Origin of the sequence: Actinoplanes sp. TBRC 11911 (assembly GCF_012933445.1) — a bacterium.
In the GTDB taxonomy this organism is placed as follows: Bacteria; Actinomycetota; Actinomycetes; order Mycobacteriales; family Micromonosporaceae; genus Actinoplanes.
Genome location: NZ_JABBNC010000004.1, coordinates 171456 through 197952, shown reverse-complemented (window position 1 = coordinate 197952; position 26497 = coordinate 171456). Strand labels below are relative to the sequence as shown.

General features: G+C 71.0%; 20 protein-coding genes. 13 read left to right on the top strand and 7 right to left on the bottom strand.

Annotated elements, in window-relative coordinates:
* Positions 1-440 precede the first annotated feature (440 nt).
* Positions 441-1541, bottom strand: coding sequence for a calcium:proton antiporter (locus tag HH310_RS08595; RefSeq protein WP_169174895.1), 1101 nt, complete (start codon positions 1539-1541; stop codon positions 441-443).
* Between the two features lie 40 nt (positions 1542-1581).
* Here HH310_RS08595 and HH310_RS08590 point away from each other — a divergent pair, with 40 nt between their 5' ends.
* The gene (locus HH310_RS08590) at positions 1582-2568 is read left to right on the top strand and encodes a glutathione S-transferase family protein (RefSeq protein ID WP_169174894.1); all 987 of its coding nucleotides are present in this window, start codon (positions 1582-1584) and stop codon (positions 2566-2568) included.
* On the opposite strand, the gene HH310_RS08585 is transcribed toward HH310_RS08590, so the two are convergent.
* Complete coding sequence (locus HH310_RS08585; RefSeq protein WP_169174893.1) at positions 2565-3209, bottom strand: NAD-dependent epimerase/dehydratase family protein; 645 nt, start codon at positions 3207-3209, stop codon at positions 2565-2567. The genes HH310_RS08590 and HH310_RS08585 overlap by 4 nt on opposite strands.
* A 48-nt stretch (positions 3210-3257) precedes the next feature.
* On the opposite strand from HH310_RS08585, the gene HH310_RS08580 reads away from it, so the two are divergent.
* From HH310_RS08580 to HH310_RS08550, 7 genes are all read left to right on the top strand, one after another.
* Positions 3258-6002: a DUF5691 domain-containing protein gene (locus tag HH310_RS08580; protein WP_169174892.1), complete on the top strand. Its 2745-nt coding sequence runs from the start codon at positions 3258-3260 to the stop codon at positions 6000-6002.
* Complete coding sequence (locus tag HH310_RS08575; RefSeq protein WP_169174891.1) at positions 5999-7060, top strand: AAA family ATPase; 1062 nt, start codon at positions 5999-6001, stop codon at positions 7058-7060. Before HH310_RS08580 ends, HH310_RS08575 begins: the two co-directional genes overlap by 4 nt.
* On the top strand, positions 7053-9365 hold the full coding sequence (locus HH310_RS08570; RefSeq protein WP_169175084.1) for a DUF5682 family protein: 2313 nt from the start codon (positions 7053-7055) through the stop codon (positions 9363-9365). The genes HH310_RS08575 and HH310_RS08570 overlap by 8 nt, the downstream gene beginning before the upstream one ends.
* The gene (locus HH310_RS08565; RefSeq protein ID WP_169174890.1) at positions 9362-10525 is read left to right on the top strand and encodes a VWA domain-containing protein; all 1164 of its coding nucleotides are present in this window, start codon (positions 9362-9364) and stop codon (positions 10523-10525) included. The genes HH310_RS08570 and HH310_RS08565 overlap by 4 nt, the downstream gene beginning before the upstream one ends.
* Before the next feature lie 30 nt (positions 10526-10555).
* On the top strand, positions 10556-11317 hold the full coding sequence (locus HH310_RS08560; protein WP_169174889.1) for a trans-aconitate 2-methyltransferase: 762 nt from the start codon (positions 10556-10558) through the stop codon (positions 11315-11317).
* Positions 11318-11396: 79 nt separating this feature from the next.
* Positions 11397-11831 (top strand): nitroreductase family deazaflavin-dependent oxidoreductase, encoded by a 435-nt coding sequence (locus HH310_RS08555; protein ID WP_169174888.1) that lies wholly within the window; start codon positions 11397-11399, stop codon positions 11829-11831.
* 50 nt (positions 11832-11881) lie between these two features.
* Complete coding sequence (locus HH310_RS08550; RefSeq protein ID WP_169174887.1) at positions 11882-13027, top strand: DUF5925 domain-containing protein; 1146 nt, start codon at positions 11882-11884, stop codon at positions 13025-13027.
* On the opposite strand, the gene HH310_RS08545 is transcribed toward HH310_RS08550, so the two are convergent.
* From HH310_RS08545 to HH310_RS08535, 3 genes are all read right to left on the bottom strand, one after another.
* Entirely contained in the window at positions 13028-14524 is a 1497-nt protein-coding gene (locus tag HH310_RS08545; protein WP_169174886.1) for a multicopper oxidase family protein, read from the bottom strand.
* Between the two features lie 2 nt (positions 14525-14526).
* On the bottom strand, positions 14527-14964 hold the full coding sequence (locus HH310_RS08540; RefSeq protein WP_169174885.1) for a hypothetical protein: 438 nt from the start codon (positions 14962-14964) through the stop codon (positions 14527-14529).
* 286 nt (positions 14965-15250) lie between these two features.
* On the bottom strand, positions 15251-15538 hold the full coding sequence (locus tag HH310_RS08535; RefSeq protein ID WP_169174884.1) for a DUF1540 domain-containing protein: 288 nt from the start codon (positions 15536-15538) through the stop codon (positions 15251-15253).
* Positions 15539-15842: 304 nt separating this feature from the next.
* Between HH310_RS08535 and HH310_RS08530 the strand changes: the two genes are divergently transcribed.
* Positions 15843-16613, top strand: coding sequence for a hypothetical protein (locus HH310_RS08530; RefSeq protein ID WP_169174883.1), 771 nt, complete (start codon positions 15843-15845; stop codon positions 16611-16613).
* A gap of 63 nt (positions 16614-16676) precedes the next feature.
* Here HH310_RS08530 and HH310_RS08525 read toward each other — a convergent pair whose 3' ends face one another.
* Positions 16677-19532 carry an IPT/TIG domain-containing protein gene (locus tag HH310_RS08525; protein WP_169174882.1) on the bottom strand — a complete coding sequence of 952 codons (2856 nt, stop codon included), beginning with the start codon at positions 19530-19532 and terminating at the stop codon, positions 16677-16679.
* A 648-nt stretch (positions 19533-20180) separates the two neighbouring features.
* Here HH310_RS08525 and HH310_RS08520 point away from each other — a divergent pair.
* Positions 20181-21188 (top strand): IPT/TIG domain-containing protein, encoded by a 1008-nt coding sequence (locus HH310_RS08520; RefSeq protein WP_169174881.1) that lies wholly within the window; start codon positions 20181-20183, stop codon positions 21186-21188.
* On the opposite strand, the gene HH310_RS08515 is transcribed toward HH310_RS08520, so the two are convergent.
* Entirely contained in the window at positions 21182-21901 is a 720-nt protein-coding gene (locus tag HH310_RS08515; RefSeq protein WP_169174880.1) for a hypothetical protein, read from the bottom strand. The genes HH310_RS08520 and HH310_RS08515 overlap by 7 nt on opposite strands.
* A gap of 278 nt (positions 21902-22179) precedes the next feature.
* Between HH310_RS08515 and HH310_RS08510 the strand changes: the two genes are divergently transcribed.
* The 3 genes from HH310_RS08510 to HH310_RS08500 all read left to right on the top strand — a co-directional run bounded on the left by HH310_RS08510 (position 22180) and on the right by HH310_RS08500 (position 26475).
* Positions 22180-24045 carry a S8 family serine peptidase gene (locus HH310_RS08510; RefSeq protein WP_248293806.1) on the top strand — a complete coding sequence of 622 codons (1866 nt, stop codon included), beginning with the start codon at positions 22180-22182 and terminating at the stop codon, positions 24043-24045.
* Positions 24046-24118: 73 nt separating this feature from the next.
* Positions 24119-25621, top strand: a complete 1503-nt coding sequence (locus HH310_RS08505; protein WP_169174879.1) for a S8 family peptidase — start codon at positions 24119-24121, stop codon at positions 25619-25621.
* A gap of 35 nt (positions 25622-25656) precedes the next feature.
* Positions 25657-26475: a patatin-like phospholipase family protein gene (locus HH310_RS08500; RefSeq protein ID WP_169174878.1), complete on the top strand. Its 819-nt coding sequence runs from the start codon at positions 25657-25659 to the stop codon at positions 26473-26475.
* Positions 26476-26497 lie beyond the last annotated feature (22 nt).

The following is a 26497-nucleotide window of genomic DNA, read 5'->3' as shown; positions in this document are numbered from 1 at the left end:
GGCGCGTCGCGGCTTCACACACGGACCCGTGCCAAGCCCCGGTGTGGGCACCTGCGCCCGCCCCAACGTCCCGGCTTCACACACCGACCCGCGCACAAGCCCGGTGTGGAGACCCGCGCCCACCCCGACGTCGCGGCTTCACACACCCACCCCACGCCAAGCCCGGTGTGGGGACCCGCGCCCACCCCAACGGCGCGGCTTCACACACCCACCCCACGCCAAGCCCGGTGTGGAGACCCGCGCCCACCCCAACGTCGCGGCTTCACACACCCACCCCACGCCAAGCCCGGTGCGGGAACCCGCGCCCACCCCAACGTCGCGGCTTCACACACCCACCCCACGCCAAGCCCGGTGCGGGAACCCGCGCCCACCCCAACGGCGCACCTTCACACGCCGTGCTGCGACGCACGGGCGGCCGGATCGGGCGAGTGGCAGAGCGGTTACGGGCTGGCCGCCAGGAAGAGGAAGGCCGCCAGCAGGCCGAGATGCACGCCACCCTGCAGCACGTTGGCGCGCCCCGGCACGACGGTCAGCGTGCCCACCACCACGGTCAGCCCGAGCAGCACCATCTGCGTACCGCCCAAACCCAGCAGCAGCGGCCCGTCCAGCCAGATCATCGCGATCGCGATGGCCGGGATCGTCAGCCCGATGCTCGCCATGGCCGAGCCGAGCGCCAGATTGAGGCTGGTCTGAATCCGGTCGCGCGCCGCCGCCCGCACCGCCGCTATCGTCTCCGGCAGCAGCACGAGCAGCGCGATCACGACGCCGACCACCGCGTGCGGCAGCCCGGCATTGTCCACCGCCGACTCCACCGACGGCGACACGCCTTTGGCCAGACCCACGACGGCGATCAGGGCAACCATCAAAAGACCGAGACTCACGTACGTCGTACGCCGGGAAGGAGGATCGGCATGTTCCTCGGATTTGATGACTTCACCCGCGGTGGTGATCGGCAAGAAGTAGTCCCGGTGCCGGCGGGTCTGCACGGTCACGAACAGCGCGTACAACAAGAGCGAGGCGACCGCGGCGAAGCCGAGCTGGGCCGGCGAGAACTGAGGGCCGGGACGGCTGGTGGTGAAGGTCGGCAGGACCAGGCTCAACGCTGAGATCGTGGCGACCGTGGCGAACGCCCCGCCGGTCCCCTCGGAGTTGAAGACCGCGACGTGCCGCCGGAGGGCTCCGACCAGCAGCGACAGTCCCAGAATCCCGTTGCAGGTGATCATCACGGCGGCGAAGACCGTGTCGCGCGCCAGCGACTGTGTTTTCTCGCCACCGCTGATCATCAGCGTGACGATGAGGGCGACCTCGATGATCGTGACCGCGATGGCGAGCACCAGCGACCCGAACGGCTCCCCCACCTTGTGGGCGACGACCTCGGCGTGATGCACCGCCGCGAGCACGCTCGCGCCCAGGAAGAGCGCGACGATCACGACGACCGGCGGTGGCAGATCGCGTCCCCAGCTCAGAACAAGTGCGGCGATCGCCAGGATGGGTACATAGAAGGTCCAGTGGGCGAGGTAGCTGCGAATCTTCGATTCCATCCGCTAACTCTGCCAGATGATCGGTAGGAGGATTGAGCTCATGGCGAACGGTGAGTTCCAACGGGACCAGAGATACGTCTCGACCCGGGTCACCGCGGACGGCCGTGACGGCTACCCCGTCGAGCCCGGGCGCTATCGCCTCATCGTGAGCCGGGCCTGCCCGTGGGCGAACCGGTCCATCATCGTGCGCCGGCTGCTCGGCCTCGAGGACGTGCTGTCCATGGGGGTGGCCGGCCCGACGCACGACGAGCGCAGCTGGCGGTTCGACCTGGATCCGGACGGCAAGGACCCGGTGCTGGACATCGAGCGTCTCCAGGAGGCGTTCTTCGCCCGCTATCCCGGCTACGACCGGGGTATCACCGTACCGGCCATCGTCGACATACCGACCGGCGAGGTGGTGACGAACGACTTCGAGCAGATCACCATCGACCTCGCGCTGGAGTGGACGAAATACCACCGGGACGGCGCGCCCGCGCTCTACCCGCTCGAGCTGCGCGACCGCATCGACGAGATCAACGGGTTCGTCTACCAGGACGTCAACAACGGCGTCTACCGCGCCGGTTTCGCGAAGTCCCAGGAAGCGTACGAGGAGGCGTACCACCGGCTGTTTGATCGTCTTGACATGCTCTCCGGCCTGCTCGCCCGGCAGCGTTACCTGGCCGGCGGCATGATCACCGAGGCCGACGTGCGTCTGTTCACGACGCTGGTCCGCTTCGACGCCGTCTATCACGGGCATTTCAAGTGCAATCGGAGCAAGCTGAGTGAGATGCCGGTGCTTTGGTCGTACGCCCGTGACCTGTTCCAGACGCCCGGGTTCGGCGACACGATCGACTTCGTGGACATCAAGCGGCACTACTATCTGGTCCACTCCGACATCAATCCGAGCGGCATCGTGCCGGCCGGTCCGGATCTGTCCGGCTGGCTGACCGAGCACGGGCGTGAGCGGCTCGGCGGCAGCCCGTTCGGGGACGGCACGCCGCCGGCCCCGCCCAAGGAGCCGGTGCCGGCCGGGCACGGCGCTCGCTAACGCAGGTCGGCGTTCGCCACGACGTGGCCGGGATAGCCGGTGCGCGCCGCCCGTAACATGGCCCGGCCGAGCCGGTCGGTGGTGGTCACCCGGCTCGGCGCGATCCGTTCCAGCAGCGGGAACAGCGGCGCGAGGACGGTGTAGGCGGCGTTGTACCAACGGACTTTCGACCGGACCCCGTACGTAGGCTGGATGATCCCGGGCCGGAACGCGTAACCGTTCGGGAGCATCTCGATGATCTGCTGCTCGGTGCGACCCTTGACGCGCGCCCACATCTGCCGGCTGTCGGTGCGGGTGCCGGCGCCCGAGACGTACACAAAGGTCGCCTTGGGGTTGAGCTGGGCCAGGATGCGCGCCGCGGCCATCGGGAAGTCGTAGGAGACCCGGGTGTAATCGGCCTCGCTCATGCCCACCGAGGAGACGCCCAGGCAGTAGAAACAGGCGTCGCAGCCGGCGAGGTCGTCGCGGATGGCCGATAAGTCGGTGAAGTCGTCGATGCGTGACTCGCGTAACTTCGGGTGGCTGACGCCGGTGGTGGTGCGGATCGGCGCGAGGACGAGCTCGACGTCGGGCGCGAGCAGGCATTCGCGCAGCACGCCCTGACCGACCATGCCGGTCGCGCCGAAGACCACGATCTTCATCGCTTCTTCCCTCCGGAAAATGTCGTACGCCCGGCCTAGGGTTGCCCCGTGCTTGATGAACGGTGGTCCACCAGCCAGATCGAGGCGCTCGCTCCGGACGCGTCGTCGGTGGGTGCCGCCCGTGCGCTGTCCGGCGCCGCGTCCTGGTCGGCGACCGGCCGGCTCGACGACATTCTATGGGGTGTGTACCACCGCTATCAGGTTTGTGTCGATCTGTCCGGTCCGGCGTATCGCTGCTCCTGCCCCAGCCGCAAGATCCCCTGCAAGCACGCCCTGGGCCTGATGATCCGCTGGGCCGAGCAGGGCGTTTCGGACGCGGACGCGCCGGCCTTCGCCCGGGAGTGGCAGGCCGCGCGCGCCGCCCGCGCCACCAGGCCGCGGGCCGCCTCGACGCCCGATCCGGTGGCCGCCGCGAAACGGGCCGAGCAGCGGGCCGAGCGGGTCGCCGGCGGCATGGCCGAGCTGCGCCGCTGGCTCGACGATCAGGTGCGGCAGGGCCTGGCCGACAGCCAGCGGTCCTTCGAGACGATGGCCGCCCGCCTGGTCGACGCCCAGGCGCCGGCGGCCGCTTCCGCCGTGCGCCGGTTGGGCTTCTACGCCGGGGTCGGGCCGCACTGGGCCGACCGTCTGCTGGGCGAGCTCGCGTTGCTCCGGCTGCTGGTCTCCGGCTATGAGCGGCTCGCCGACCTGCCACCGGAGCTGGCCGCGACGGTCCGCAGCCGCATCGGGTTCCCGGTCGGCACCGACGACGTGCTGGCCGGTCCCCGGGTCGCCGACCGCTGGCAGGTGCTCGGCCAGGTGGAGACCGACGACGGCGCGCTGACCACCCGGCGCACGTGGCTGCACGGCTCGGCACACGACCGGTTCGCGCTGGTCCTGTCCTTCGCCGCGCCGGGCCAGTCGCTGGTCGCCGATCTCGTGCCGGGCACCGAGTTCCGCGGCGAGCTGGCCTTCTATCCGGGCGCGGCGCCGTTGCGCGCGCTGGTGGCCGAACGGCAGAGCGCCGCCGAGCCGTTCCGCTCCCCGGACGGCACGAAACCGCTGGCCGCCGCCCTGCACGGCTGGTCCTCGACGATCGCCGCCGAGCCTTGGCGCTACGACGCGCCGATGCTGCTCGACGACGTCCGGCTGACCGGCGACGGCTGGCTGGTCGACGCCACCGGCGAGGGGCTTCCGCTCGCGCCCGGCCATCGCGAGCCGTGGTGGCTGCTGGCCGCCGCCGGTGGCCGGCCCGCGACGGTGGCGGCCGAGTGGTCGCCGTCCGGGCTGCGCCCGCTGTCCGCCTGGGTCGACGGTGCGTTCGTGCCCGCGGCGGCGACGTGGCCCGAGCCGACCGCGCGGCGCAGCCCCGAGCTGCCGCCCGCGCTGCTGGCGGCGGCCCTGGTCGGCACGAACCGCCGTCCCTGGACGGGCGAGGGCTCCCTGCTGGACGCGGCCGCGGTCGCGCTCCTGAGGCACCGCGCCGGCGTGCTGCCCGCGACCGGGCACGAGCCGGTGTCGCCCGCCCCCGACGAGACCGACGCTCCGCTGCCCGCCGCGGCCGGCGCCCGGCTGATCCGCATCCTCGGCGAGGGTGTGCCGCTCGCCCAGGAACTCCTCGCGCAATGGCTTGCGGCCGCGGCGGAACGCGGCGGGCACGTGCCACCGGCCGCGCTGCCCGGCCTGCTGGACGCCGGCCGCCGCAACTCGATCATCCGGCCCGACCTGGCCCGGGTCGCCGGCCAGCGCGGCGCCTGGCTGGCGGGCCGCCGCGCCGACTGGCGGTGGCTGCGGGAGGAGGCGTCGGCCGCGGGCTCGTGGGAGACGGGCGGTTCCGGCGAGCGTCTCGGGTTGCTGACATCGCTGCGCGAGACCGACCCGGCGCGCGGCCGCGAGCTGCTCGAAAGCACGTGGCAGCAGGACTCGTCGGAGGATCGGGCACGGTTCGTGGCCGTCCTGGGCGTCGGCCTGTCGCTCGACGACGACCCGTTCCTGGAGGCGGCGCTCGACGACCGCCGCAAGGAGGTGCGCGAGGCGGCCCTCGAGCTGCTGCGCCGGCTGCCCGGGTCGGCGCTCGGCGCACGCATGGCGGAACGCGCAAGGGCCGCGGTCCGGTTCGAGCGCCCGGGCCGGCTGGTCGTCACGCCGCCCGCCGAGCTGTCCGCGGAGCTGCGGCGCGACGGGGTCGCCGCGACCCCGGCCCGCGGCCTCGGCGTGAGCGCCTGGCTGCTCGAGGAGGTGCTGGCCGGCACTCCCCTGGCGACGTGGGCCGACCCGCCGACGATGCTGGCGCTGGCCCGGCACAACGACTGGGAGACCGCGCTGCTGCACGGCTGGGCCAAGGCCGCGGTGGCGCAGGACGACGCGGCGTGGGCGGGCGTGCTGCTCAGCGAGGCGTCCGCCGCGCTGCGCGAGTCCGTGCGGTGGGATCTGCATCTGGTGCTGCCGCCGGACGCGCTGGGCCGGCTCGCCGCCGACGCTCTGCGCCGGGAGGACCCGATGGCCCATCGTCTGCTCGCCATCCACCCCGGCCGCTGGCCCGAGGAGCTGTCGGTGGCCGTGCTGGAGACGATCGCGCACCGCGCCCGCAACGACCGGCACACGTGGCAGCTCGGCGAGTTGTGCCGGGCCGCCGCCCTGGCCATGCCGCCCGGGTACGCCGATACGGTGGCGCGGCTGGCGCTGCAGCTCGACCAGGAACCGGCCGCGTCGACGCGGGCCCGCCCGGTCGCCGACCTCGCCCGCGCCTTGGCCTTCCGGCAGGACATGTTCGCCGAGCTGGGTTTTCCGCCGTCCACCAAGGAGTCGAAGTGACCGCACTGCGCCCGCACGCCGAGGACCAGTACGCCGAGGAGCTGGCCCAGCTCGCCGCCGCCGACGACCGCCCCCGCCCGCCCGGGTGGCGGCTCTCCCCGCAGGCCGTGGTGACATACCTGCTCGGCGACGGCGCGAAGATCACCCCGAAGTACGTGGGACCGCGCCGGCTCGTGGAGGTCGCGGTGTCCACGCTGGTCACCGACCGCGCGTTGCTGCTGCTGGGGGTGCCCGGCACGGCCAAGACGTGGGTGTCCGAGCATCTCGCGGCGGCCATCTCCGGCGACTCGACGCTGCTGGTGCAGGGCACGGCCGGCACCGCGGAGGAGTCGATCCTGTACGGCTGGAACTACGCTCGCCTGCTCGCCGACGGCCCGACCGACGCGGCGCTGGTGCCCAGCCCGATCATGCGGGCGATGCGGACCGGCTCGATCGCGCGGCTGGAGGAGCTCACCCGGGTGCCGTCCGACGTGCAGGACGCGCTGATCACGATCCTGTCCGAGAAGACGCTGCCGATCCCGGAACTGAACACGGAGGTCGCGGCGCAGCGCGGCTTCAACCTGATCGCCACCGCCAACGACCGCGACCGCGGGGTGAACGAGCTGTCCAGCGCGCTGCGCCGCCGGTTCAACACGGTGGTGCTGCCGGTCCCGGCGTCGGCCGACGACGAGGTGGAGATCGTGGTGCGCCGGGTCGCCCAGCTCGGCCGGTCGCTCGACCTGCCCGAGGTCCCGGCGGCGCTGGAAGAGATCCGGCGGGTGGTGACGGTCTTCCGCGAGCTGCGCGGCGGGCTCACCGAGGACGGCCGCACCAAGCTGAAATCACCGACCGGCACGCTCTCCACCGCCGAGGCGATCTCGGTGATCACGAACGGGATGGCGCTGGCGGCCCACTTCGGCGACGGCCGCCTGCACCCGTCCGACGTCGCGGCCGGGATCGTCGGCGCGGTCGTCAAGGACCCGGTGTCCGACGGCGTGGTCTGGCGCGAATACCTGGAGACGGTGGTCCGCGAGCGCGAGGACTGGCGTGACTTCTACCGGGCCGCCCGCGATGCCTGAACGGCTCTACGGCATTCGCCACCACGGCCCGGGTTCGGCGCGGGCCGTGGTGCAGGAGCTCGAGCGCCAGCCACCGGACGTGCTGCTGGTGGAGGGCCCGCCGGAGGCCGACGATCTGGTGCGCTGGGTGGCCGACACCGGCTTGCAGCCCCCGGTGGCGCTGCTGGGCTACGCGACGGACGACCCGCGCCACGCCGCGTTCTGGCCGTTCGCGGTGTTCTCCCCGGAGTGGCAGGCGATCCGCTGGGCGGTCGAGCACGGGGTCCCGGTCCGCTTCTTCGACCTGCCGTTCGCGTACCGCTTGTCCGGCCGAGCCGCGCGGACCAAACCCGCCGCCCCCGCCCCGCCCGCGCCCGAGCCTGCGGTGCCGGCCGGGCTGGAACCGGGGCCGGAGGCAGGCCCGCAGCCGTCTCACCCCACCCCCGAACCCGCCGAGCCGGACCCCGATGGCGGCGTTGAGCTGCTCGACGGGGCGGCGAAGCTGCGGCCCCTCGACCCGATCGCGGAGCTGGCCGGCGCCGCCGGGTACGACGATCCGGAACGCTGGTGGGAGGACGTCGTCGAGCATCGCGGGATGCCGGCGTTCGAGGCCATCGCCGAGGCCATGACGGCCATCCGGGACGGGTCGGCCGAGGACCCGGACGACCTGGTGCGCGAGGCGTACATGCGGACGGTCCTGCGGGAGGTGCGCAAGTCGTACGAGGACATCGTGGTGGTCTGCGGGGCCTGGCATGTGCCGGCGCTGGCCCGCAAGGTCGCGGTCAAGGATGACGCGGCGCTGCTCAAGGGGCGGCGGAAACGCAAGGTCTCGTTCACCTGGGTGCCGTGGACCTACGGGCGGCTGGCGTCCTGGTCGGGCTACGGGGCGGGGGTGCGGTCGCCGGGGTGGTATCACCATCTGTTCGGCGCCGCCGACGACGTGGTGCCGCGCTGGCTGGTCGACGCCGCCGGGGTGCTGCGCGCCGAGGGGGTGCCTACGTCGTCGGCGCACGTGATCGAGGCGACGCGGCTGGCCGAGTCGCTGGCGACGCTGCGCGGGCGGCCGCTGGCCGGGCTGGCCGAGGTGACCGAGGCCGCCGAGGCGGTCATGTGCGACGGCGAGCCGCTGCGCGTGGAGCTCATCAACAAGAAGCTGGTGGTCGGGGAACGGCTCGGTGGCGTACCGGAAGAGATGCCGGCCGTGCCGCTGGCGAAGGATCTCGCCGCGCAGCAGCGGTCCGTGAAGCTCAAGCCGGAGGCGCTGGAGCGGGCGCTTGATCTTGACTTGCGGAAGGACAACGACCTGCGGCGCAGCCGGCTGCTGCATCGGCTTCGAATGATCGACGTGCCCTGGGGTGAGCCCGCCGAAGGGCGCCGCGGCACCGGGACGTTCCGCGAGGAGTGGCGGCTGCGGTGGCAGCCGGAGTTCGCGGTGCGGCTGGTCGAGGCCAGCATGTACGGCACCACGGTGGCGGCGGCCGCGACGGCCAAGGTGGTGCGCGCCGCGGACGACGCGGAGACGCTCGCCGACGTGACCGCCCTGGTCGAGACGTGCCTGCTGGCGGAGCTCACCGACGCGTACCCCCGGGTCCTCGCCTCGCTCGACGCCCGCGCCGCGCTGGACGCGGACGTCAACCATTTGATGGCGGCGATCCCGGCGCTCGCCCGCACGCTGCGCTACGGCGATGTGCGGCGCACCGACGTGGCCGGTCTGGCGGCGGTGACGACGAGCCTGCTGGGCCGGGTCTGCGCGGGGCTGCCGTCGGCGGTCGGGTCGCTCTCCGACGAGGCGGCGAAGCTCCTGCGCGACCGGCTCGACGCGGTGCACTCCGCGGTCGGCCTGCTGGCGGACGAGGAGCTGCGGGAACGCTGGCTCGCCACGCTGGTGTCGCTCGCCGGGCGCGGCGACCTGCACGGGCTGCTCGCCGGGCGGCTGACCCGGCTGCTGCTGGACGCGGGCCTGCTCGACGCCGCGGAGGCCCGGCGCCGGCTGCGGCTGCCGCTGACCGTGGGCACCCCGCCGGCGCAGGCGGCCGCGTGGGTCGAGGGGTTCCTGTCCGGCGGCGGGCTGCTGCTGGTGCACGACGACGCGCTGCTGCGGCTGCTCGACGACTGGCTGGCCGACATCCCGGCCGAGGCGTTCGACGACGTGCTGCCGTTGCTGCGGCGCACGTTCGGGGCGTTCGAGGCCGGCGAGCGGCGCGCGATCGGGGAACGCGTCGCGGGTAAGCGGTCGCAGGACGAGACCGGGCTGGGCTTCGATCCGGGGCGGGCCGATCTCGTGCTGCCCACCCTCAGCGCGCTACTCGGACGGGAGGCCAGATGAGCGACGAACGGTCGCGGCGGTGGCGGATGGTGCTCGGCGGTCCGGCCGACGAGGCGCTCGGCAAGCCCGAGGGCCGCGACGGTCAGATGGACGCGGCGCTCGCCGCGCTCTACGACGCGGGCGGCAGGCCCGACGCCGCCGAGCAGCAGGGCGGCAGGCGGTCGGCCGGGCTGGGCAGCTCGGCGCCGAAGGTCGCCCGCTGGCTCGGCGACATCCGGGAGTATTTCCCCGGCACGGTCGTGCAGGTCATGCAGTCCGACGCGATCGAGCGGCTGGATCTGACCCGGCTGCTGCTCGAGCCGGAGATGCTGGCCGCCGTCGAACCGGACGTGCATCTGGTCGGCACGCTGCTCTCGCTGAACCGGGTGATGCCGGCGAAGACCAAGGAGGCGGCCCGGCAGGTGGTGCGCACGGTCGTCGAGGACCTGGAGAAGCGGATCTCGCAGAAGACCCGTGCGGCGGTCACCGGGGCGCTCAACCGGGCCGCCCGGATCAACCGGCCCCGGCACGCGGACATCGACTGGGACCGGACCATCCGCGCCAACCTCAAGCACTACCAGCCCGAATACCGCACGGTGATCCCGGACCGGCTGATCGGGTACGGGCGGCGGACCACGTCGGTGCAGCGCGATGTGGTGCTGTGCGTGGACCAGTCCGGCTCGATGGCGGCGTCGGTCGTGTTCTCCGGAGTGTTCGCCTCGGTGCTCGCGTCGATGCGGTCGCTGCGCACGTCGCTGGTCGTGTTCGACACCGCGGTGGTGGATCTGACCGAGCAGCTCAGCGATCCGGTGGAGGTGCTGTTCGGGACGCAGCTCGGCGGCGGGACCGACATCAACCGGGCGATCGCGTACGGCCAGCAGCTCATCTCGCGGCCGCGGGACAGCATCTTCGTGCTGATCTCCGATCTGTACGAGGGTGGCGTACGGGAGCAGATGCTGCGCCGGGTCGCCGAGATGACGGCGGCCGGGGTGCAGGTCGTGGTGTTGCTGGCGTTGTCCGATGAGGGCGCGCCGGCGTACGACCACGACAACGCGGCGGCGCTCGCGGCCCTGGGTGTTCCCGCGTTCGCGTGCACGCCGGACGCGTTTCCCGAGGTCATGGCCGCGGCGATCGAGCGCCGGGATCTGCGGGCCTTCGCCGAGGGCCGCGATGGGTTGTGACGCATCGGAGGTGTAACTAGCGTTAAGCACATGAGTGCTTACCTGACGAACGCGGACATCTACCAGGAGAGCTGGGACCGGCAGCAGCTGGCCTTCATGCCGGACCGCGAGGAGCGGTTCGGCGCGATGCTGAACGCCGTCGCCGCGGTGACCGACGGAGCGCCGCCCCGGCTGCTCGACCTGGCCGGCGGCACCGGGAGCATCGCGTTGCGCACTCTGGCCCGCTTCCCGGGGGCGCGGGTGACGGTGCTCGACCAGGACCCGGTGCTGCTGGCGATCGCCACGGCGTCACTGCGCGAGCGCGGCACGATCGTGGACGCCGATCTGAGCGACCCGGCGTGGCGGTCCAAGCTGAGCGAGGACGGCTTCGACGCGGTGCTGACCGCGACGGCGCTGCACTGGCTGCCGGCCGAGCGGGTGGCGACGCTCTACGGGGAGATCCGTGAGGTGCTGCGCCCGGGCGGCATCTTCGCGAACGCCGATCACATGCCGGAGGAGTCGCTGCCGGGGCTGTCCGAGCGTTTGCGGTCGTACGCCCGTGGGCGCCGCGACGCCCGGTACGCAGCGGGCGCCGCCACGTCGTGGACGGACTGGTGGAAGCTGGTCGCGGCGGACGACTTCCTGGCGGAGAAGGTGGTCGAGCGGAACCGCATCTACCCGCTGGATCACCACAGCACCGAGTGGACCCCGCCCGCGATCTGGCACCTGGACGCGCTGCGGGTGGCCGGCTTCACCGAGGCCGGCGTCCTGTGGCGGGGCGGCACCGACGCGGCGGTGGTGGGCGTCCGCTGAGAAGCCGCGGAGGGCTCCGGTACGGCGTACGGACGGGGTAGTTGCTTGAAGTGAGAAGTATCTGGTTAGTCTCTTGGGCATGCCACTTCAGGGAGAGTATGCCCCCAGTACCTCCGACTGGGCTCGTAAGCAGGCCGAGGAGTTCGAGCAGTCCGGCGGCACCGCGGGCAGCACGATGCGCGGTATGCCGATCATCTTGCTGACCACGCGTGGTGCGAAGACCGGCAAGTTACGCAAGACGCCGCTCATGCGGGTCGAGCACGACGGCGAGTACGCGGTCGTCGGCTCGCTGGGCGGCGCGCCGAAGAACCCGGTCTGGGTCTACAACGTACGCAGCGAACCGCACGTCGAGCTGCAGGACGGCACCGAGAAGCACGACTACGTCGCCCGCGAGACCGAGGGCGACGAGCGCGAGCTCTGGTGGAAGCGGGCCCTCGAGGCGTACCCCGACTACGCCGACTACCAGCTCAAGACCGAACGCGTGATCCCCGTCTTCGTGCTGTCCCGCCACTGAGCTGACGAAAATCGGGTGCCCCGGGGGCATCGAAGGTCGATCATGGAAGTATGCGTGCCCCTCACCAGTCCGTCGACCGGCTCGGCAGCCGTCCCGCGGATCAGGCGGTTGCCCCGCTGGTGCCCAGCGCGCTGCCGCTGTCCGGGTCCGTCGACGACGGCGACCGGCTGGTGGACGTGGTCGACCTGCTCGCCCTCGACGCCTTCGTCACCGGGCGGGAGCCCTACGGGCGTACGAAATATCTGGAGAATGTCCGCGCCGACGCGCCGCTGACCACAGAAGACGCGCGCGTCGTGCGGGACGCCGTGGAGGAGGACGGGCAGGGCCGGCTCGCCGTGGGCGACGGCTGGACCCTGCACGTCACCCGGTGGAAGCAGAGCCGCCGCGCCCGGGTCACGGTCACCGCCGTCACGGCCGAGCTCGCCGAGTCCGTGCTGGACAAGGCCATCGCCGGCGCGGTCGAGGAGCCGGCGCCGGCGGCCGACAGCGTGCCGATCGGGTTCTGGCACTTCGGCCCGCACGGCCCGCGCCGCGTGGAGCGCGAGATCGACGGCGCCCCGTGGGAGAAGATCCGCGCGAACTACTCGCGGCCGGTCGGCGACACGCTGGAGCGGCTGATGAGGCTGGACGGGTCGGTGGTCAACGGCCGGCTCCTGCTGCTGCACGGCGAACCGGGCACCGGCAAGACGACGGCGTTGCGCGCGCTCGCCCAGCAGTGGCGCACGTGGTGCCAGGTCGACTGCGTGCTGGATCCGGAGCGCCTGTTCAGCGATCCGGCGTACCTGATGAGCGTCGCCCTCGGCAGCGGCGACGAGGACGAGCCGAAGTGGCGTCTGCTGATGCTGGAGGACTGCGACGAGCTGATCAGCGGCGAGGCCAAGGCGAGCGCGGGCCAGTCGTTGTCGCGCCTGCTCAACCTCACCGACGGGCTGCTCGGCCAGGGCCGCAACGCGCTCATCGCGATCACCACGAACGAGGACCTTTCGTCCCTTCACCCCGCGGTGGTCCGGCCCGGGCGCTGCCTGGCCAGCATCGAGGTGGGGCGTTTGCCGTACGCCGAGGCGACCGCCTGGCTCGGCACGGCTCGCGGGGTCGGGCCGGACGGGGCGACGCTTGCCGAGTTGTACGCGTTGCGGACCGGAGCACAGCCGGTGACGGTGCCGGGCACGACCCCGTCGACCGGGATGTACCTGTGATTACTCCGGGTGGTTGTCGCTGTCGCCGCCGACCCGGTACGGGGTGCTGACACCGGCGTACGCGAGATGGGCGACCAGGCCGTCGGCCGCGTGCTTGAGGTTGTGGCAGTGATCGGCCCAGATGCCCGGGTTGTCGGCGATGAAGGCGATCTCGTACGTTTCGCCGTCGCCCACATCCAGGGAATCGATCCACCAGGGGCTGCCGGTCGCCGGCGCGCCGTTGCGGCTGAGCACGACGGCGTGGTGGCCGTGCAGGTGCATGGGGTGGACCTCGCCGCTGGAGTTGGCGATCGTCATCCGGACCACGTCCCCGGTCCGGACCATGAACATCGGCACGTCCGGGAACTCGTGTCCGTTGATCGTCCACCAGAATCCCGGCTTGCCGTCCAGGAACCCGATCCGGCGGCCGATCCGGTAGTCGAAGGTCCTGGTGGGGTGCGTGGGGTCGAATCCGATCTCGGCCGGCGTCCCGTAGGTCAGCGGGTCGAGGGTGTCGCGTGGTTCGGGGTTGGCCGCCGTGGCCGCGCCGCCGATCGCCAGCGCGACACCCGCACCAACGTCGATGCGCGCCGGGGCTTTGAGCTGGAGGTCGGCGCGCCCGCCCGCCGTGAGCAGGACTGATTTATCGGAAATGTCGCCCGGATCGTGGAGGTCGCGGCCGTCGATGGCCAGCAGCTTGAACGGGGTACCCGAGACCCAGACCCGGATCGGCCCGGCGTCGGTGTTGATGATCCGCGCCCGGATCGTGGCACCCGGGGCCGCTTGCATCGTCGAGACCCCGTTGGCGCCGTTGATCGTCCGGCGACCGTCGTAGGTGTGCACGGCGACGACCTGGTCAGTTGCGGCGGCGGCCGGCGCCCCGGCAGGCCCGCTAGGCGCCGTCTGCCGTGGCGCTCCCGGTTGCCCGCCCTTCGACCCCGCCGCGCCATTCCCGGATTTTTCGGATTTGTCGGTTATGACCAGAGCGCCGAACAACCCGCCCCGCACCTGCTCGTGCGACACCTGATGCGAGTGGTACCAATACGTCCCCGCGTGCTGGGCCACAAACCGGTACACGTGCCGCTGCCCCGGCTTGACCGCGTTCTGTGTCAGCCCCGCGACCCCGTCCTCCGCGTTCGGAACGTCGACTCCGTGCCAGTGCAGCGTGATCCCGTCGTTGATGTTGTCGTTCACCAGCGTGACCTGGACCAGCTGCCCCTTCACCGCGTGTAGTTCCGGCCCCGGTGACGTTCCGTTGACCAGATACCGGTCGCCCTGCTTTCGTGCGGTGAGCGTGACGTCGACCGCCGGCTTGCCCGTGGTCGGCCCGGTCAGCGACGCCACGCTGATGGTGCCGCCGTGCGAGTGCACCGCGGGCCCGCCTCCGAAATCCTCGGTCCCCATCGCGGACATGTCGTAGGGGGACGGCACGAGGCTCCCCACCCAGAAGTATCCGAGCGGACCCAGCACGGCGAGCGTCGCGGCCACCCCGATCGCGACCCGGACCGACGTGCGCACGGTCAGGCGATGGGCGCGGGTTGCGTCGCCGGCGCCGGTTGCTCGGCGAGGCGCGCCTTACGCATGGCCACCGAGGCCACCCCGGCGACCGCGAACGCGTTGAGGCCGTGCAGCAGCCCCACGATCGGCGCGCCGAACCCGAAGATCGCGAACAGGATCTGCAGGACCACCACACCGAACGTGATGAGAGCCCACTTCACCCCGCCGGGCACGCGCACGAAGAACGACACGATGAGCAGGATGATCGAGAACAGCGGAATCAGCATCAGCCCGACCACGCTGTGCCCGATCTGAGCCCAGTTGTACCCGGTGTTCTTGTCGAACACCGACCCGTTGTCGGCGTTATGGAGAACCGTGAACCAGGCAGCGGCGATCAGCGCGGCCTGCACCACGACGCCCAGCGCGATCAGTCCGGCGAGTGCGCGATAGGTAGCACGCATGACGTTTCCCCCTCCAACGGTCAACCACCTCAGGCTTCACCCACGGACTGTGACGATGCAATCACCGAGACGGTCACATGTCCGACGAATTTCATCCGTGTGATCACGACACCCGGCCGACCCACGCACCCGGATCCGCCGGAAGATCCACCACTCGTCAACATCGGTCGCCTGCACCAAAAGAAAGGCACACCGAACGCCAATGGTGATGGCTAGGCATACCTAATGCACAAAAAAGCGCCCGTCATCGCTATGGATGACGGGCGCGGAATGGCGAGGCGCGAGCCTACCGAGGCTCGTAGGTGAGGCAGTCCGCCTTGTCCGCGGAGGGACCGACCACGATGGCCGTGGCGTGGCACTCGAGGTCGGTGTTGTGCATGCAGTCGGCGCGCTTGCAGGCCCCCACCTGCGCCAATGCCTGCCCCGTCCCACCCGACCCGCTGTCGACAAAGGTGTCGCACTCGGAGCTGTTGCTGCCGATAGTGATCGCGAACGCCGTACAGCCGCCGTGGTTGTAGCCACACGCGGTCACCGTGCAGGTCTGCACGCGCGGCATTTCCACCATCTGCGTCATAGCCAGGCCTCCTAAGACATCGAACACAAGTCTCACTCGACCATAAACCATTTTCCCCGCGACGCCTCATCAAGCCGCGACAAATGTTTTTAGGTAAGGCATTCCTAACCATTACCCATTTCGGCCAAATCGAATTGCGCATCCCCGGTTCTGCCCGGGGCGAGCCGCGCTCAGCCCGTCCCACCTGGCAGAAGTCTGAGCGATGCCGCGTTTTGCCCGATTTTGTCCGCCGGTTTGAAACCATGGTCGTTCGGGGTCCGCCCCACGCGGGCGACCCGATCGTCGAAACCGCGAAGGATTGACAATGACCAACCCTGAACCCGACAACCCCGCCACCGCGACGCCCGACGCCGATCCCACCGGCGCGAGTGCGGCCCACCGGAGCCGGCGTCGCAGGCAGGCGGTCATCGGCGCCACCGGCATGGCGGCCGTCCTCGGCGCCGGCGGCATCCTCATGGCGACTCAGCACCGGAACTCGGCGGACGTCCCATCCGCCGCGCACGTTCCGGCGTCGACCACCGAGTCGCCGGACGCGGCCGGCCAGGCACCGGATGCGGCAGGCCAGCCACCGGCACACACCGCTGGTTCCACTCCGACGAGCAAATCACCGGCTTCACCGCTTGCCACCGCGGCAACACCCCGGACCAGCGAAGACGTACGGAAAGAGGTGGTCGCCGCCCGGAAGAAGGCGGCGGCCGACGGTTTCCAAGTCCAGCGGCAGATGATGGCGCCGAAGGCGGCGACCGTCGCGGATGCCGACATCTCGGTCGTCAACACCGGCGATCTGCGCAAGACCAAGTCGACATTGCGGGTGGTGGCCGCGCACGGTGATCTCAGCGGTCAGCGGGAACTGGCGTGGGTCGCGAACAAGGGGACGCCGGTCGGTGCGGCACGGTGTTCCCAGCAGTTCCGGCTCGCCAACGAGGCGAAGCCGGTGACCAGGCCGAATCTTCTGATCTGCTGGCGCACGACCGCCAAGAAGAGTGTCTACACCGTGGCGGTGGCCGTCGACGGACATCCCTCGCAGCAGGCCAGCCTCGCCGCCATCACGAAGAAGTGGACGGAACTTGGCTGAACAGACGCGTGGACAGCAAAGCGGCCCGGAGCATTCGCTCCGGGCCGCTTTATCCAACTCCGATCAGAAGGCCGCCACGGTGAACGTGGAGGCGCTGGAAACAGCGCTCTGGCTGTAGTCCGCATCGGTGGCCGCGGCGTCCAGCTTTCCGTTGGACACGAAGACCACGTTGTACGCGCCCTCAGGCACCGGGATGCCGGTGTAGGTGTAAACCGTGACCGCACCGCTGCCGGTAGCCGGCTGCGAGATCGTCGCCCCGCCACCGTTGAACGGGACGGCCGTGACGGTCGTTCCCGGCGGAATTCCCGGACCGGTGATCGACTTGCCGATGTCCGAGACGGTGAAGGTGCTGGCCGCCGCGGTGAGGCTCGTCGAACCATCCGTCTTCGTGACGCTTGCGATGGCCGTGCCGCCGATCATACCCCCGGCGATGGTCGCGGTGACGCTTCCGGTAGCGGCCGCGTTACCGGACAACGTGCCGACGGTGCCACCCGTGGTCACGGCGGCAACCGTCCTGCCCACGATGTTGGTCGGTGCGGAGATGCCTCGCCCGACATCCCGCAGTGTCAACGACAGAGCGGGAGCGGTGATGCCGGTTGTGTTGTTGGTCGTGCCGACGGTCGGGGCGACCTGCGGGGCAGCACCGCCGCCGATCGTGGCGAGGACGGTGCCACCGGCGGTGGCCGGGGTCGACAGTGTCGCACCGGCGCCGGCCGCGGCGATCGAAACGATCGTCGTGCCCGGCTGGATGCCGGTGCCGACGATGTGCCGGCCGACGTCGCCGCTACCGAACGAAGAGTCGGGCGCCGTGACGTTGATGCTGCCATTCGTGGTCACCACGCCGGGTACGGCGTCGCCAAGCAGGACGGCCCGGTCACCGGTACCGGTCAGGGCGGCCGCCGTGACCGTCGCCGTCGTGGCGGTCGTCACCGGGTCGAGAAGAACCGTGTTCGCAGCGATACCCGGACCCACGATCGTCTTGTTGGCGTCTCCGGTTCCGAAGAGCCCGCTGGCGGTCGTGAGCACAGCGCCGTTGCTACCCGGGTTCGTTACCGCTACCGGAACACCACCGATCGCCGTGGCGATCGCGGTGCCCGCGGAAGCCGCGTTGGCGCTCATGAGCGCCGTGGTGGGCGACAGGACCGCGGCGATCGTCGTACCCAGCGTGATCTTGGCGGTGGCACTGGCGAGGTCGGTGATGGGTTGTCCGATGTCGGCAACCGAGAAGTTCCCGCCGGGCGAGGTGATCAGCTTGCTGCTGGAGTAGGTCGTGACGTCGCTCGCCGCGAGGCTGATGTAGGACGCCGGGTCAACGGTGCCGCCGACCTCGGTGAGCCGGCTGTTGAGCCGCATCCCGCAGATCAGCTCGTTGTCGCTGAGCACCAGCACCGACGTGCACTCGGCCACCGGCCCGCGCTGCTTCCGGTTCGCGTTGTAGGCGCTCGGTGCCGCGTTGTAAACGCCGTTGACGAGGTAGACGTGCGATCCCGGCAGGCTGCCGTCGAAGCTGGACGACAGGAACCCCACGCCCCCGACCGACACGTCGAAGTTCGTGGTCGTGTTCGAGGAGGTGTTCGGCGTGACCGTGATGGCGTTGGTGTAGGTGAAGGCCGCCGGAAGGATCCGGACACCGGCGCTCGTCGTCAGGATCAGCGGCAGGTCCTTGCCGGCCGCGTGCGCCGGCGTGGTGGCCGTGAACGCGGTGTCGCTGAGCGGCGTGATGTTCGTCAGCGGCTCACCGCCGATGGTGGCGGTGATCGCGCCGGCCGTGGTCGGGAGGTCGGTGCCGATGACGGTGATCGTGTTACCGCCGAGCGTCGACCCGGTGCGCGGGTTGATGGCGGTCGCACGCGGCACGACGACGGCCGTGTAGGTCACGGCGCCCACAATCCCGCTGTTCGCCGCCGCGGCGTTGTAGACACACATGAGGTAGGTGCCGGTGTTGGTCAGGTTGGGCACCGTCACCGCGAGCCGGTTGTTCGCGACCTTGCGCGCGGCACCCGCCGCGGCCTGGACAACGCCGCCGCCGGCGTTGGGATAGGTACCGGGGCAGCTGTTCGCCGTGGTGAAGGCGACACCCGGCGACGCGGCGTTGATCAGCGCGTTGGTGCTGAAGGTGACCGTCGTTCCGGTGGTGCCGACGACCGGTCCGGAAAGGGTGGCCGGCGTCGAACCGGGAAGAACGGCTCCGTAGGAGGTCGTCGAGGTAGCGATCTGCGCGGCCGCATTCGTGTTGGCCGTGTAGAAGCAGACGCTGTACGGCGCCGAGGTCGGTGTCGCGCCGGCCCCCGGCGGCACATTACCCACGACCCCGGACGGCACCGTCACCGAAAGCCCGGTGCTGGCGGTTCCCGTCTTCGCCACGGATGTCGCCGGGATGTAGGGCGCCGGGCTGTTGGGGTTCGGGTAGGCGGTCGGACAGGACGCCGCACCGGACGAGAAGAGAACACCCGGCACCGTCGCGAAGATCGGCTGGGTCGCCGTGATGTTGATGCTGTTGCCGCCGCCGCTGACACCGCTCGCCGTACCGAGTGTCACGGTCGGCGTGATGGTGAAGGTGGTCATCGTGCTGCTGGTAGCGGTGGTACCGGCCGTGACGTCGGCGTAGAAGCAGATGATGTGTGCCTTCGGCGCCCCGGCAGTGCCCGTGGTCAGCACTGTGGAGCTCGGAATCGCGAAGGTCAGGGTGGTGTCGGTGTTGCCCTTGACCGGGTTCGCGATCGGCACCGACGTCGTCGTCGCCGACGTGCTGTACGTCGGGCAAGCCTGCAACGTCGAGATCATGACGCCGTTGGTGGTCGGGAACGTGTCGCTACCGGCCCGCGTGGCGACCACCGTGGTACCGATCGGGCCGGCGGCCGGCGCCAGCGTCGGTGGCGCGGTGAGGGCGGCGAAAGCCGCCTGCGGTGCGACGAGCAATGCGAGTGCTATCGCACCCGTTGCGATCCCGGCGCAGAGCGCGCGAGATCGAGCTCTGGAAAGAGACTTTCGCATGCGAGGTCCTCCTACGGGTCCAACGGGACCGCGTCGCTGGATGTGTAGGCCGGCTGCATCGGAAAGCTCGCGTGCCCGGCCGTCTCGCAGGGAGCGTAACGCCGCGCATGAGCCCAATTGCCCAGAGTGACGAACTTAAGTGAAAAGCTGTCACGAAACTGCCGGGGCGCATTAGGCGAAACCTCCGCCGGGCCCAAGAGAATGTGGTACCGGGCCACTCGGCGGACCGTCGAAATTTCGATTCTCCCCTTTCCCGCAATCCGCGCGGATACGCTCGCTGGCGAAAGAGACAGCCCTGAAGGAGCGCTTATGACCACGTCCCGACGCGGACTCCTCCGGACGGGTCTCACCACAGTCGCTCTCACCTCACTGCTGCTCACCGGCACTACCGCCCCGGCTCACGCAGCCGCCTCAGTGATGACTTTGAGCAGCACCACCGGGCCCAGCGGCGGCGGAAATACCCTCACCGGAACGGTCGCCGCAACGACGGCAAATCCCAGTCCTTTCCCGGCGGGCAGCAATCCCACCGTTCAGATCCAGTACGTCGGCACCGGATCCACGGCATGTGCCGCCATGGCGAAAAACGTCACGCAAATCGCCGCGACCGGACCGGCGACCACGGCCGGCGTACTGACGGTCAATCCCGAGGACGTGAAGCGCATCTCCGGGACGAAGATTGCGTTCCGCATACCGTCGAGTTCCTATCCGGCAACCGTCGACGACGAGCCCAGCACGGTAAACGATTCGGGCTTGGTTCTCGCGGGGACACAGACCACGGCGAAATGGAACATCTGCGTTTACGACGGCCCGTCGACCACCGCCGGCACGTTGCTCGCGACGGCCGCCTACACGCTTTCGCTGCGCCCGAAGATCACGGCGATCATCCCGGCCAGCAGCCCGGCGTCCGGTGGGCAGTCGATCACCGTCACCGGGGCCGGCTTCTCGGCCACGGCGAACGCGACCACGGCATCGATCGGCGGCGCCGGCCTGACCAACATCAAGGTCGCCGCGAACGGCAACAGCTTCACCGCCACCACGTCGGCTCGGGCGGCGGGCTCGAATCTCGCGCTCAGCGTGAACACGCCGGGTGGCCCGGTCACCAGTCTCGACCCGGACAACAACGGTCAGCCACCGGACGAGGTCGCCGAGACGCTGGACGCCCCGATCTACTTCTCGTACAGCAACGGCATCACGGTCATGCCGGCCACCGCGCCGTCCGGGACGATCGTCGACGTCGACGTCAAGGGCGTCGGCTTCGCCGCTCTGACCTTCAAGGCGTCGGCCGCCGCGACCGACGCGACAGCGCACATCTTCCTGGTCGGCGACGCGTACGTGGCGGCCAGCAACCGTGGCGTACAGGAATGCAAAAAGGTCTTGGTGGTGAGCAACACCGAGCTCATCTGCACCCTCGACCTGCTCGGCGACCGGCTCAATCCCGCCGACAGCACCTCCACGGCGGGGCCGGTGCCGGAGGGCACGTACACGATCACCGTGGTCGCCAACGGTGCGCTCGACGCGGGCGACGCGGCCGGACCGACCATTGTGAGTAGCGGCTCCACCTTCACCGTCGGTCCCTACTGACTGAGGCGCCGCCACGCTCGGTCGATGGCCCCCGAGATCGAGGCGGCCGGCGGGCGTCCGTACACACTGGTCGCGACCGCCACCACGCTGCGCCCGGCCGAGGCGCGCCAGCACAGCATCATCCCGGGGCGGACCTGCGCCTTGGCGTCGATCACCAGGTTCTGGGTGCAGCGCACGTCGGCGAAGGCCTGCCCGTTGTCGGCGGCCCAGAGCATGTCGCCGCGCGCGGTCAGGTCGTAGCGCGCCGCCACGATCCGGATCGTGGTGCCGTCCGGGCCCGCCTCGGTCGCCACCGTGATCGCCTCGCTCGCCGCCACCAGCGTTCCGGCCGGACGGCGCGCCTGCAAAAGCCGGCTGACCTGAGCGGCCGCGACCGCATCATCGGCCCGTCCGGCCGGCGTCGGGGTCGGCGAGGGACGAGCCTTCTGCGGTACGCCCACCAGCCGCGCCCCGGTCCACCGCGGCGCCGGGGCGGGCTTCGCCGAGCGGGCGGCCGGTGACGGAGAAGGCGACTCGCTGGACGGGGTGGCGGTGGGCGCCAGGGCGCCGAGGTCGCTCATGATCGGAGACTCCCGGGCGGCCTTCCAGGCGGTCACCCCGTAGCCGGCACCGCCCAGGACCGCGGCCATCCCGACAACCGCCACCAGCGCCTTCTTGCGGCGCTGCACGCGGCGCCGCCGCGACACGTAGACACCCTCGTCGGCCATGCTCATCGGCGAAATTCCCTCGTTTCCGGTCTCCGGCCCCATGATTCCAGCTGAGCGGACATACCGCCGCAAAACGGCGGAGGAGGGCCGCGCCCGGCCATGAACGCGACCCCGCCGGCCGACTGAGGCGCGCTGCGGCGAACCGCGCCGGCGGTGGCTGCTCGAGACACCACGCCCGTCTCCCATCGCGCTGCCCAACCGAGACGCCACCGGGCCGCTACCGCCCGACCCCCAATACCTCCCGAGGCCCGCCGAAGCGTCAGGCCGACCGAGGGAGGCACGCAATGAAGAACACGTTCCGGCTTTTCGGAGCAGGCGCCGCGGCAATGGCCGGCGTCGCGGCACTCACGCTGCCCCAGCTGGGCGCAGCCGGCACCACGCCGACCAGCCTGGCGCAGGCGAGCACGTCTTTCACAGCCATAAATCCGAAAAATCCGGCGGATGGCGACTCGCTCGGTGTGGACGGCGCGGGTGATGAAGTCGGCGCGCAGGCACAGGGCGCATGGGCCGAGGGGGACGGCGGGGTCGGGTCCGCGCGTGCGGACGGAGCCGGCGGGCGCGCGCTGCGCGCCACCACGGCGACCGACTCGACCGCGGGCGCTGGTCCTGTGAGGCAGGACGGCTCGGTGACGCCCGTGCGCTGGCGGCCCGTTTCACGGGGGCTTGCGGCCAGCCCGGCCAGCCTGCTGCCGGACACCGTCTCCCGCACCCGTCCCGTGCGCGTCGTGAGCACCACCCTGGCCGGCAACGGCGCGCCGGTCATCACCGCCCGCACGGCGACCGACACCACCAGCGCCGCCGACCTCATCACCGCGGCCCAGCGCGCCCCGCAAGCGGTCGGCGTGGAGCTCGACACACCCGTCCGGGTCGCGGACGCGCCTGCCGGGGACGACCCGCTGCGGGCCCAGCAGTGGGACCTGGCGCGGATGAGCGCGCCCCAAGCCTGGACCCGGTCCACCGGCGCCGGTGTGACGGTGGCCGTCGTGGACACCGGGGTCGACTCCACCCACCCCGATCTGGCCGGGCAGGTGCTGCCGGGCGGTGACTTCATCACCGGGACCGAAGGGGCGGCCGTCGACCCCAACGGGCACGGCACCCACGTCGCCGGCACCATCGCGGCCGTCGCGGGCAACAACGTCGGCGTCAGCGGTGTCGCGCCGAACGCCAAAATCCTTCCGGTACGCGTCCTGGGCGCGGACGGCCGCGGCTACACGTCGACCGCGGCGGCCGGTGTCGTCTACGCCGCGGATCACGGCGCGGACGTCATCAACCTGTCGTTGAGCTCCACCACGCCGACCGACGCGATGACGAACGCGGTCGCCTACGCGCATGCCAAGAACGTCGTGGTCGTCGCGGCCGCGGGCAACGCCCGGGGCCAGGGCAGCCCGATCAGCTACCCGGCGGCGAGCGACGGCGTGATCGCGGTGGCCGCCACCGACTCGGCGGACGGTGTGGCCACGTTCTCGAACCGCGGCTCGTACGTCGACGTGGCCGCGCCCGGCGTGAACATCGTGAGCACCCGCCCGGGCAACCTCTACGCCCGGATGAGCGGCACCTCGATGGCGGCTCCGCACGTCGCGGCGGTCGCGGCGCTGGTCCGCTCGGCGTACCCGGCGCTGAGCCCCGACCAGATCGAGAGCGCCCTGAAGAGCTCGGCCGTCGACCTGGGTCCGGCCGGCCGGGACGACGACTTCGGTGCCGGCCTGGTCGACGCCTCCGCCGCTCTGACGTCCCTGGCCCCGCCGGCACCGATCGTCCCGGCCGTAACAAAGGAGACAAACCCCCCGGCCGAGCCGAAAGCACCAGCGACGCAAGCCCCGGCGACCCAGGCACCGCCAACCCAAGCACCGCCAACCCAAGCCCCGCCGACGCAAGCACCGCCGGCCCAAGCGCCAACCGACAACCGCCCACCGGTCGACGTGCGCCTCGTCAACACCGCCCCGGGCCAGCTCCTGGTCGCCATCCGCGACCCGCAGGCCCAGACGGTCGAGCTCCAACGGGACAAAAACGGCACCTGGGAAACGATTTACACCTACAAAGCAGCCCTTTCCGTACGCCTCACCGGCCTCCCGACCGGCACCACCTACCGGGTCGTCGTGGCGGACGGCCCGGGCTACCGAGCCGCAACCAGCAAATCCGTCCGCCTGTAGGACGAAACGCTCAACCCGGCGCGGCGGCAACCGACCGTTCTGCTCGACCCCAGACTCCGAGGTAGGGACAGACATGCGGATGCCGCTGCGCCGATTCGCCACCAGTGCTCTCGTGATCAGCGCCGTCGCCGGTGCGGCCGCGATCGCGCTCCCGGCGGCCGAGACCGCCGACTGGCTGCCGATCTCGTACGGGCTCGGCATCGCCCCCGACGAACTGCTCCCGCCGCACGTCTCCCCGACCCGCCCGGTCCGGGTGGTCAGCACCGCCCTGGACCACACGGGTCGCCCGGTCGTCACCGCCCGGACCGCTACCGACCGTGCGACCGCCACCAATTTCGTCACGCAGGGCCAGAACGCCCGCAACGCCGTCGGTGTCGAGCTCGACTCGCTGCTCACGATCAGCGACGTACCGACCGGCACCGACCCGGACCGTGGCCGCCAATGGGACTTCGCCAAGCTGCACGTCGCCGGCGCCTGGCCCACCTCGACCGGCGCCGGTGTCACGGTCGCCGTGCTGGACAGCGGCGTCGACGGCGGTCACCCGGATCTCGCCGGGCACGTGCTCACCGGCTACGACGAGCTCACCGGGACCGACGGCGCGAACACCGACCCGAACGGCCACGGCACCCACGTGGCCGGCACGATCGCCGCGGTGACCGGCAACAACGTGGGCATCAGCGCGATCGCCCCGGACGCCACGATCCTCCCGGTCCGGGTCGTCGACGCCAAAGGCGAGGGCTTCATGTCGGACGCCGCGAACGGGATCGTCTACGCGGCGGACCACGGCGCCGACGTGATCAACATGTCGCTCGGCTCGAAGGACGAGATCACCGCGGTGACCAACGCCGTGGCGTACGCGCGCAGCAAGGGTGTTGTCGTTGTCGCCGCGGCGGGCAACGAACGCACGAAGGGCAGCCCGGTCAGCTACCCGGCCGCCACCGACGGTGTGATCGCCGTGGCGGCCACCGACTCGTCGGACACGGTGACCAGCTTCTCCAACCGGGGCGGCTACGTGGACGTGGCGGCGCCGGGCGCGGGCATCCTGAGCACGGTCCCGGCGGCCAACGGCTCCTACGCCACCTACAGCGGCACCTCGATGGCCTCCCCGCACGTGGCGGCGGTCGCGGCGCTGATTCGCGCGAAGTACCCGAGGCTCACCCCGGACCAGGTGGAGAGCGCGCTGGAGACCTCGGCCACCGACCTGGGCGCGAAGGGCAAGGACAGCGACTACGGGTACGGCCGGATCGACGCGCTCGCCGCCCTCAAGGCCGCGGGCCCGGCAACCCCGGTGATCAAGTCGGCGGCGTCCGCGACGACCGTCGTCTCCGGCACGAAGAGCACCGTCGGCTACACCGTCAGCCTGTCCGGCAAGGCGTGGGCGCGCCGGGCGGTGCGGCTGTCCGTCACGACCGCGGCCGGCACCACCACGACCGCCGAGACCACCGACGCGTCCGGCAAGGTCAGCTTCGCCCGCAAGATCACCGGCCGTACCCAGGTCAAGCTGGTCGTCCTGGCGACCGGCACGTCCGCGCAGGCCACCTCGCCGGTGGTCACCTTCACCGTGCGCGCCGGGTAGTTGTCGCGCGAACAACGGCGTGTTCAGATCGCTCTATGACCGATCGTGGCAAGGCAATCGTTCTGGGCGCAGGTGGCATAACCGGCGTGGCCTGGGAGATCGGCATGCTGCTCGGGCTGGCCGAGCACGGCGTCCACCTGGCGGACACCGACCTGCTGGTGGGCACCTCGGCCGGTTCCGTCGTGGGTGCTCAACTGCTTGGTGGCGTACCGCTGAAAGATCTTTATGAGGCACAGCTGACCAGGCCCGCCGGACCGGCACAGGCCGCGATGGGCACGAGCTTCGTGCTCCGGTACGCCCTGTCGGCGTTCCTGCCGAACGGGACCGCCTGGCTGGGCCGGCAAGCGTTGCGGGCGAAAACCGTGCCGCCCGAGGAACGCCGCCGGGTGATCGCCGAGCGCATCGGTCGCGACGAGTGGCCGGAAACACCATTACTCATCACCGCTGTCGAGGCCGAGACGGGCCGCCTGAAAGTCTTCGACAGCACCAGCGGCGTCTCGCTGATCGACGCGGTCGCCGCCAGTTGCGCGGTCCCGCTGGTCTGGCCGCCGCACACGATCGACGGCGTGGCGTACGTGGACGGCGGCACCCGCTCGGTCGCCAACGCCGATCTGGCGCGCGGATGCGAGCTGCTGGTCGTGCTGGCCCCGGTGACCGGCATCAATCGCCGGCCCGGTATGCAGGCCGAGAGCCTCCATGTCCCGTACGCGGTGGTGGCCCCTAATGATCTTGCTCTCACCCGGATGGGTCGTAACCCACTGGATCCGGCGTTCCGGGCATCAGCCGCCGAAGCGGGCCGTCAGCAGGCAGAACGCGAAGCGGAAAAGATCGGTGGGGTGTGGTCGCGGAAATAGCCGTGGGGTTTACTCGACAACC

Bases quoted from the DNA above. Each gene is read 5' to 3' on its own strand.
- HH310_RS08595 (WP_169174895.1), bottom strand. From the start codon at position 1,541: ATGGAATCGAAGATTCGCAGCTACCTCGCCCACTGGACCTTCTATGTA.
- HH310_RS08590 (WP_169174894.1), top strand. From the start codon at position 1,582: ATGGCGAACGGTGAGTTCCAACGGGACCAGAGATACGTCTCGACCCGG.
- HH310_RS08585 (WP_169174893.1), bottom strand. From the start codon at position 3,209: ATGAAGATCGTGGTCTTCGGCGCGACCGGCATGGTCGGTCAGGGCGTG.
- HH310_RS08570 (WP_169175084.1), top strand. From the start codon at position 7,053: ATGCCTGAACGGCTCTACGGCATTCGCCACCACGGCCCGGGTTCGGCG.
- HH310_RS08565 (WP_169174890.1), top strand. From the start codon at position 9,362: ATGAGCGACGAACGGTCGCGGCGGTGGCGGATGGTGCTCGGCGGTCCG.
- HH310_RS08560 (WP_169174889.1), top strand. From the start codon at position 10,556: ATGAGTGCTTACCTGACGAACGCGGACATCTACCAGGAGAGCTGGGAC.
- HH310_RS08555 (WP_169174888.1), top strand. From the start codon at position 11,397: ATGCCACTTCAGGGAGAGTATGCCCCCAGTACCTCCGACTGGGCTCGT.
- HH310_RS08550 (WP_169174887.1), top strand. From the start codon at position 11,882: ATGCGTGCCCCTCACCAGTCCGTCGACCGGCTCGGCAGCCGTCCCGCG.
- HH310_RS08540 (WP_169174885.1), bottom strand. From the start codon at position 14,964: ATGCGTGCTACCTATCGCGCACTCGCCGGACTGATCGCGCTGGGCGTC.
- HH310_RS08535 (WP_169174884.1), bottom strand. From the start codon at position 15,538: ATGACGCAGATGGTGGAAATGCCGCGCGTGCAGACCTGCACGGTGACC.
- HH310_RS08530 (WP_169174883.1), top strand. From the start codon at position 15,843: ATGACCAACCCTGAACCCGACAACCCCGCCACCGCGACGCCCGACGCC.
- HH310_RS08520 (WP_169174881.1), top strand. From the start codon at position 20,181: ATGGCGAAAAACGTCACGCAAATCGCCGCGACCGGACCGGCGACCACG.
- HH310_RS08515 (WP_169174880.1), bottom strand. From the start codon at position 21,901: ATGAGCATGGCCGACGAGGGTGTCTACGTGTCGCGGCGGCGCCGCGTG.
- HH310_RS08510 (WP_248293806.1), top strand. From the start codon at position 22,180: ATGAAGAACACGTTCCGGCTTTTCGGAGCAGGCGCCGCGGCAATGGCC.
- HH310_RS08505 (WP_169174879.1), top strand. From the start codon at position 24,119: ATGCGGATGCCGCTGCGCCGATTCGCCACCAGTGCTCTCGTGATCAGC.
- HH310_RS08500 (WP_169174878.1), top strand. From the start codon at position 25,657: ATGACCGATCGTGGCAAGGCAATCGTTCTGGGCGCAGGTGGCATAACC.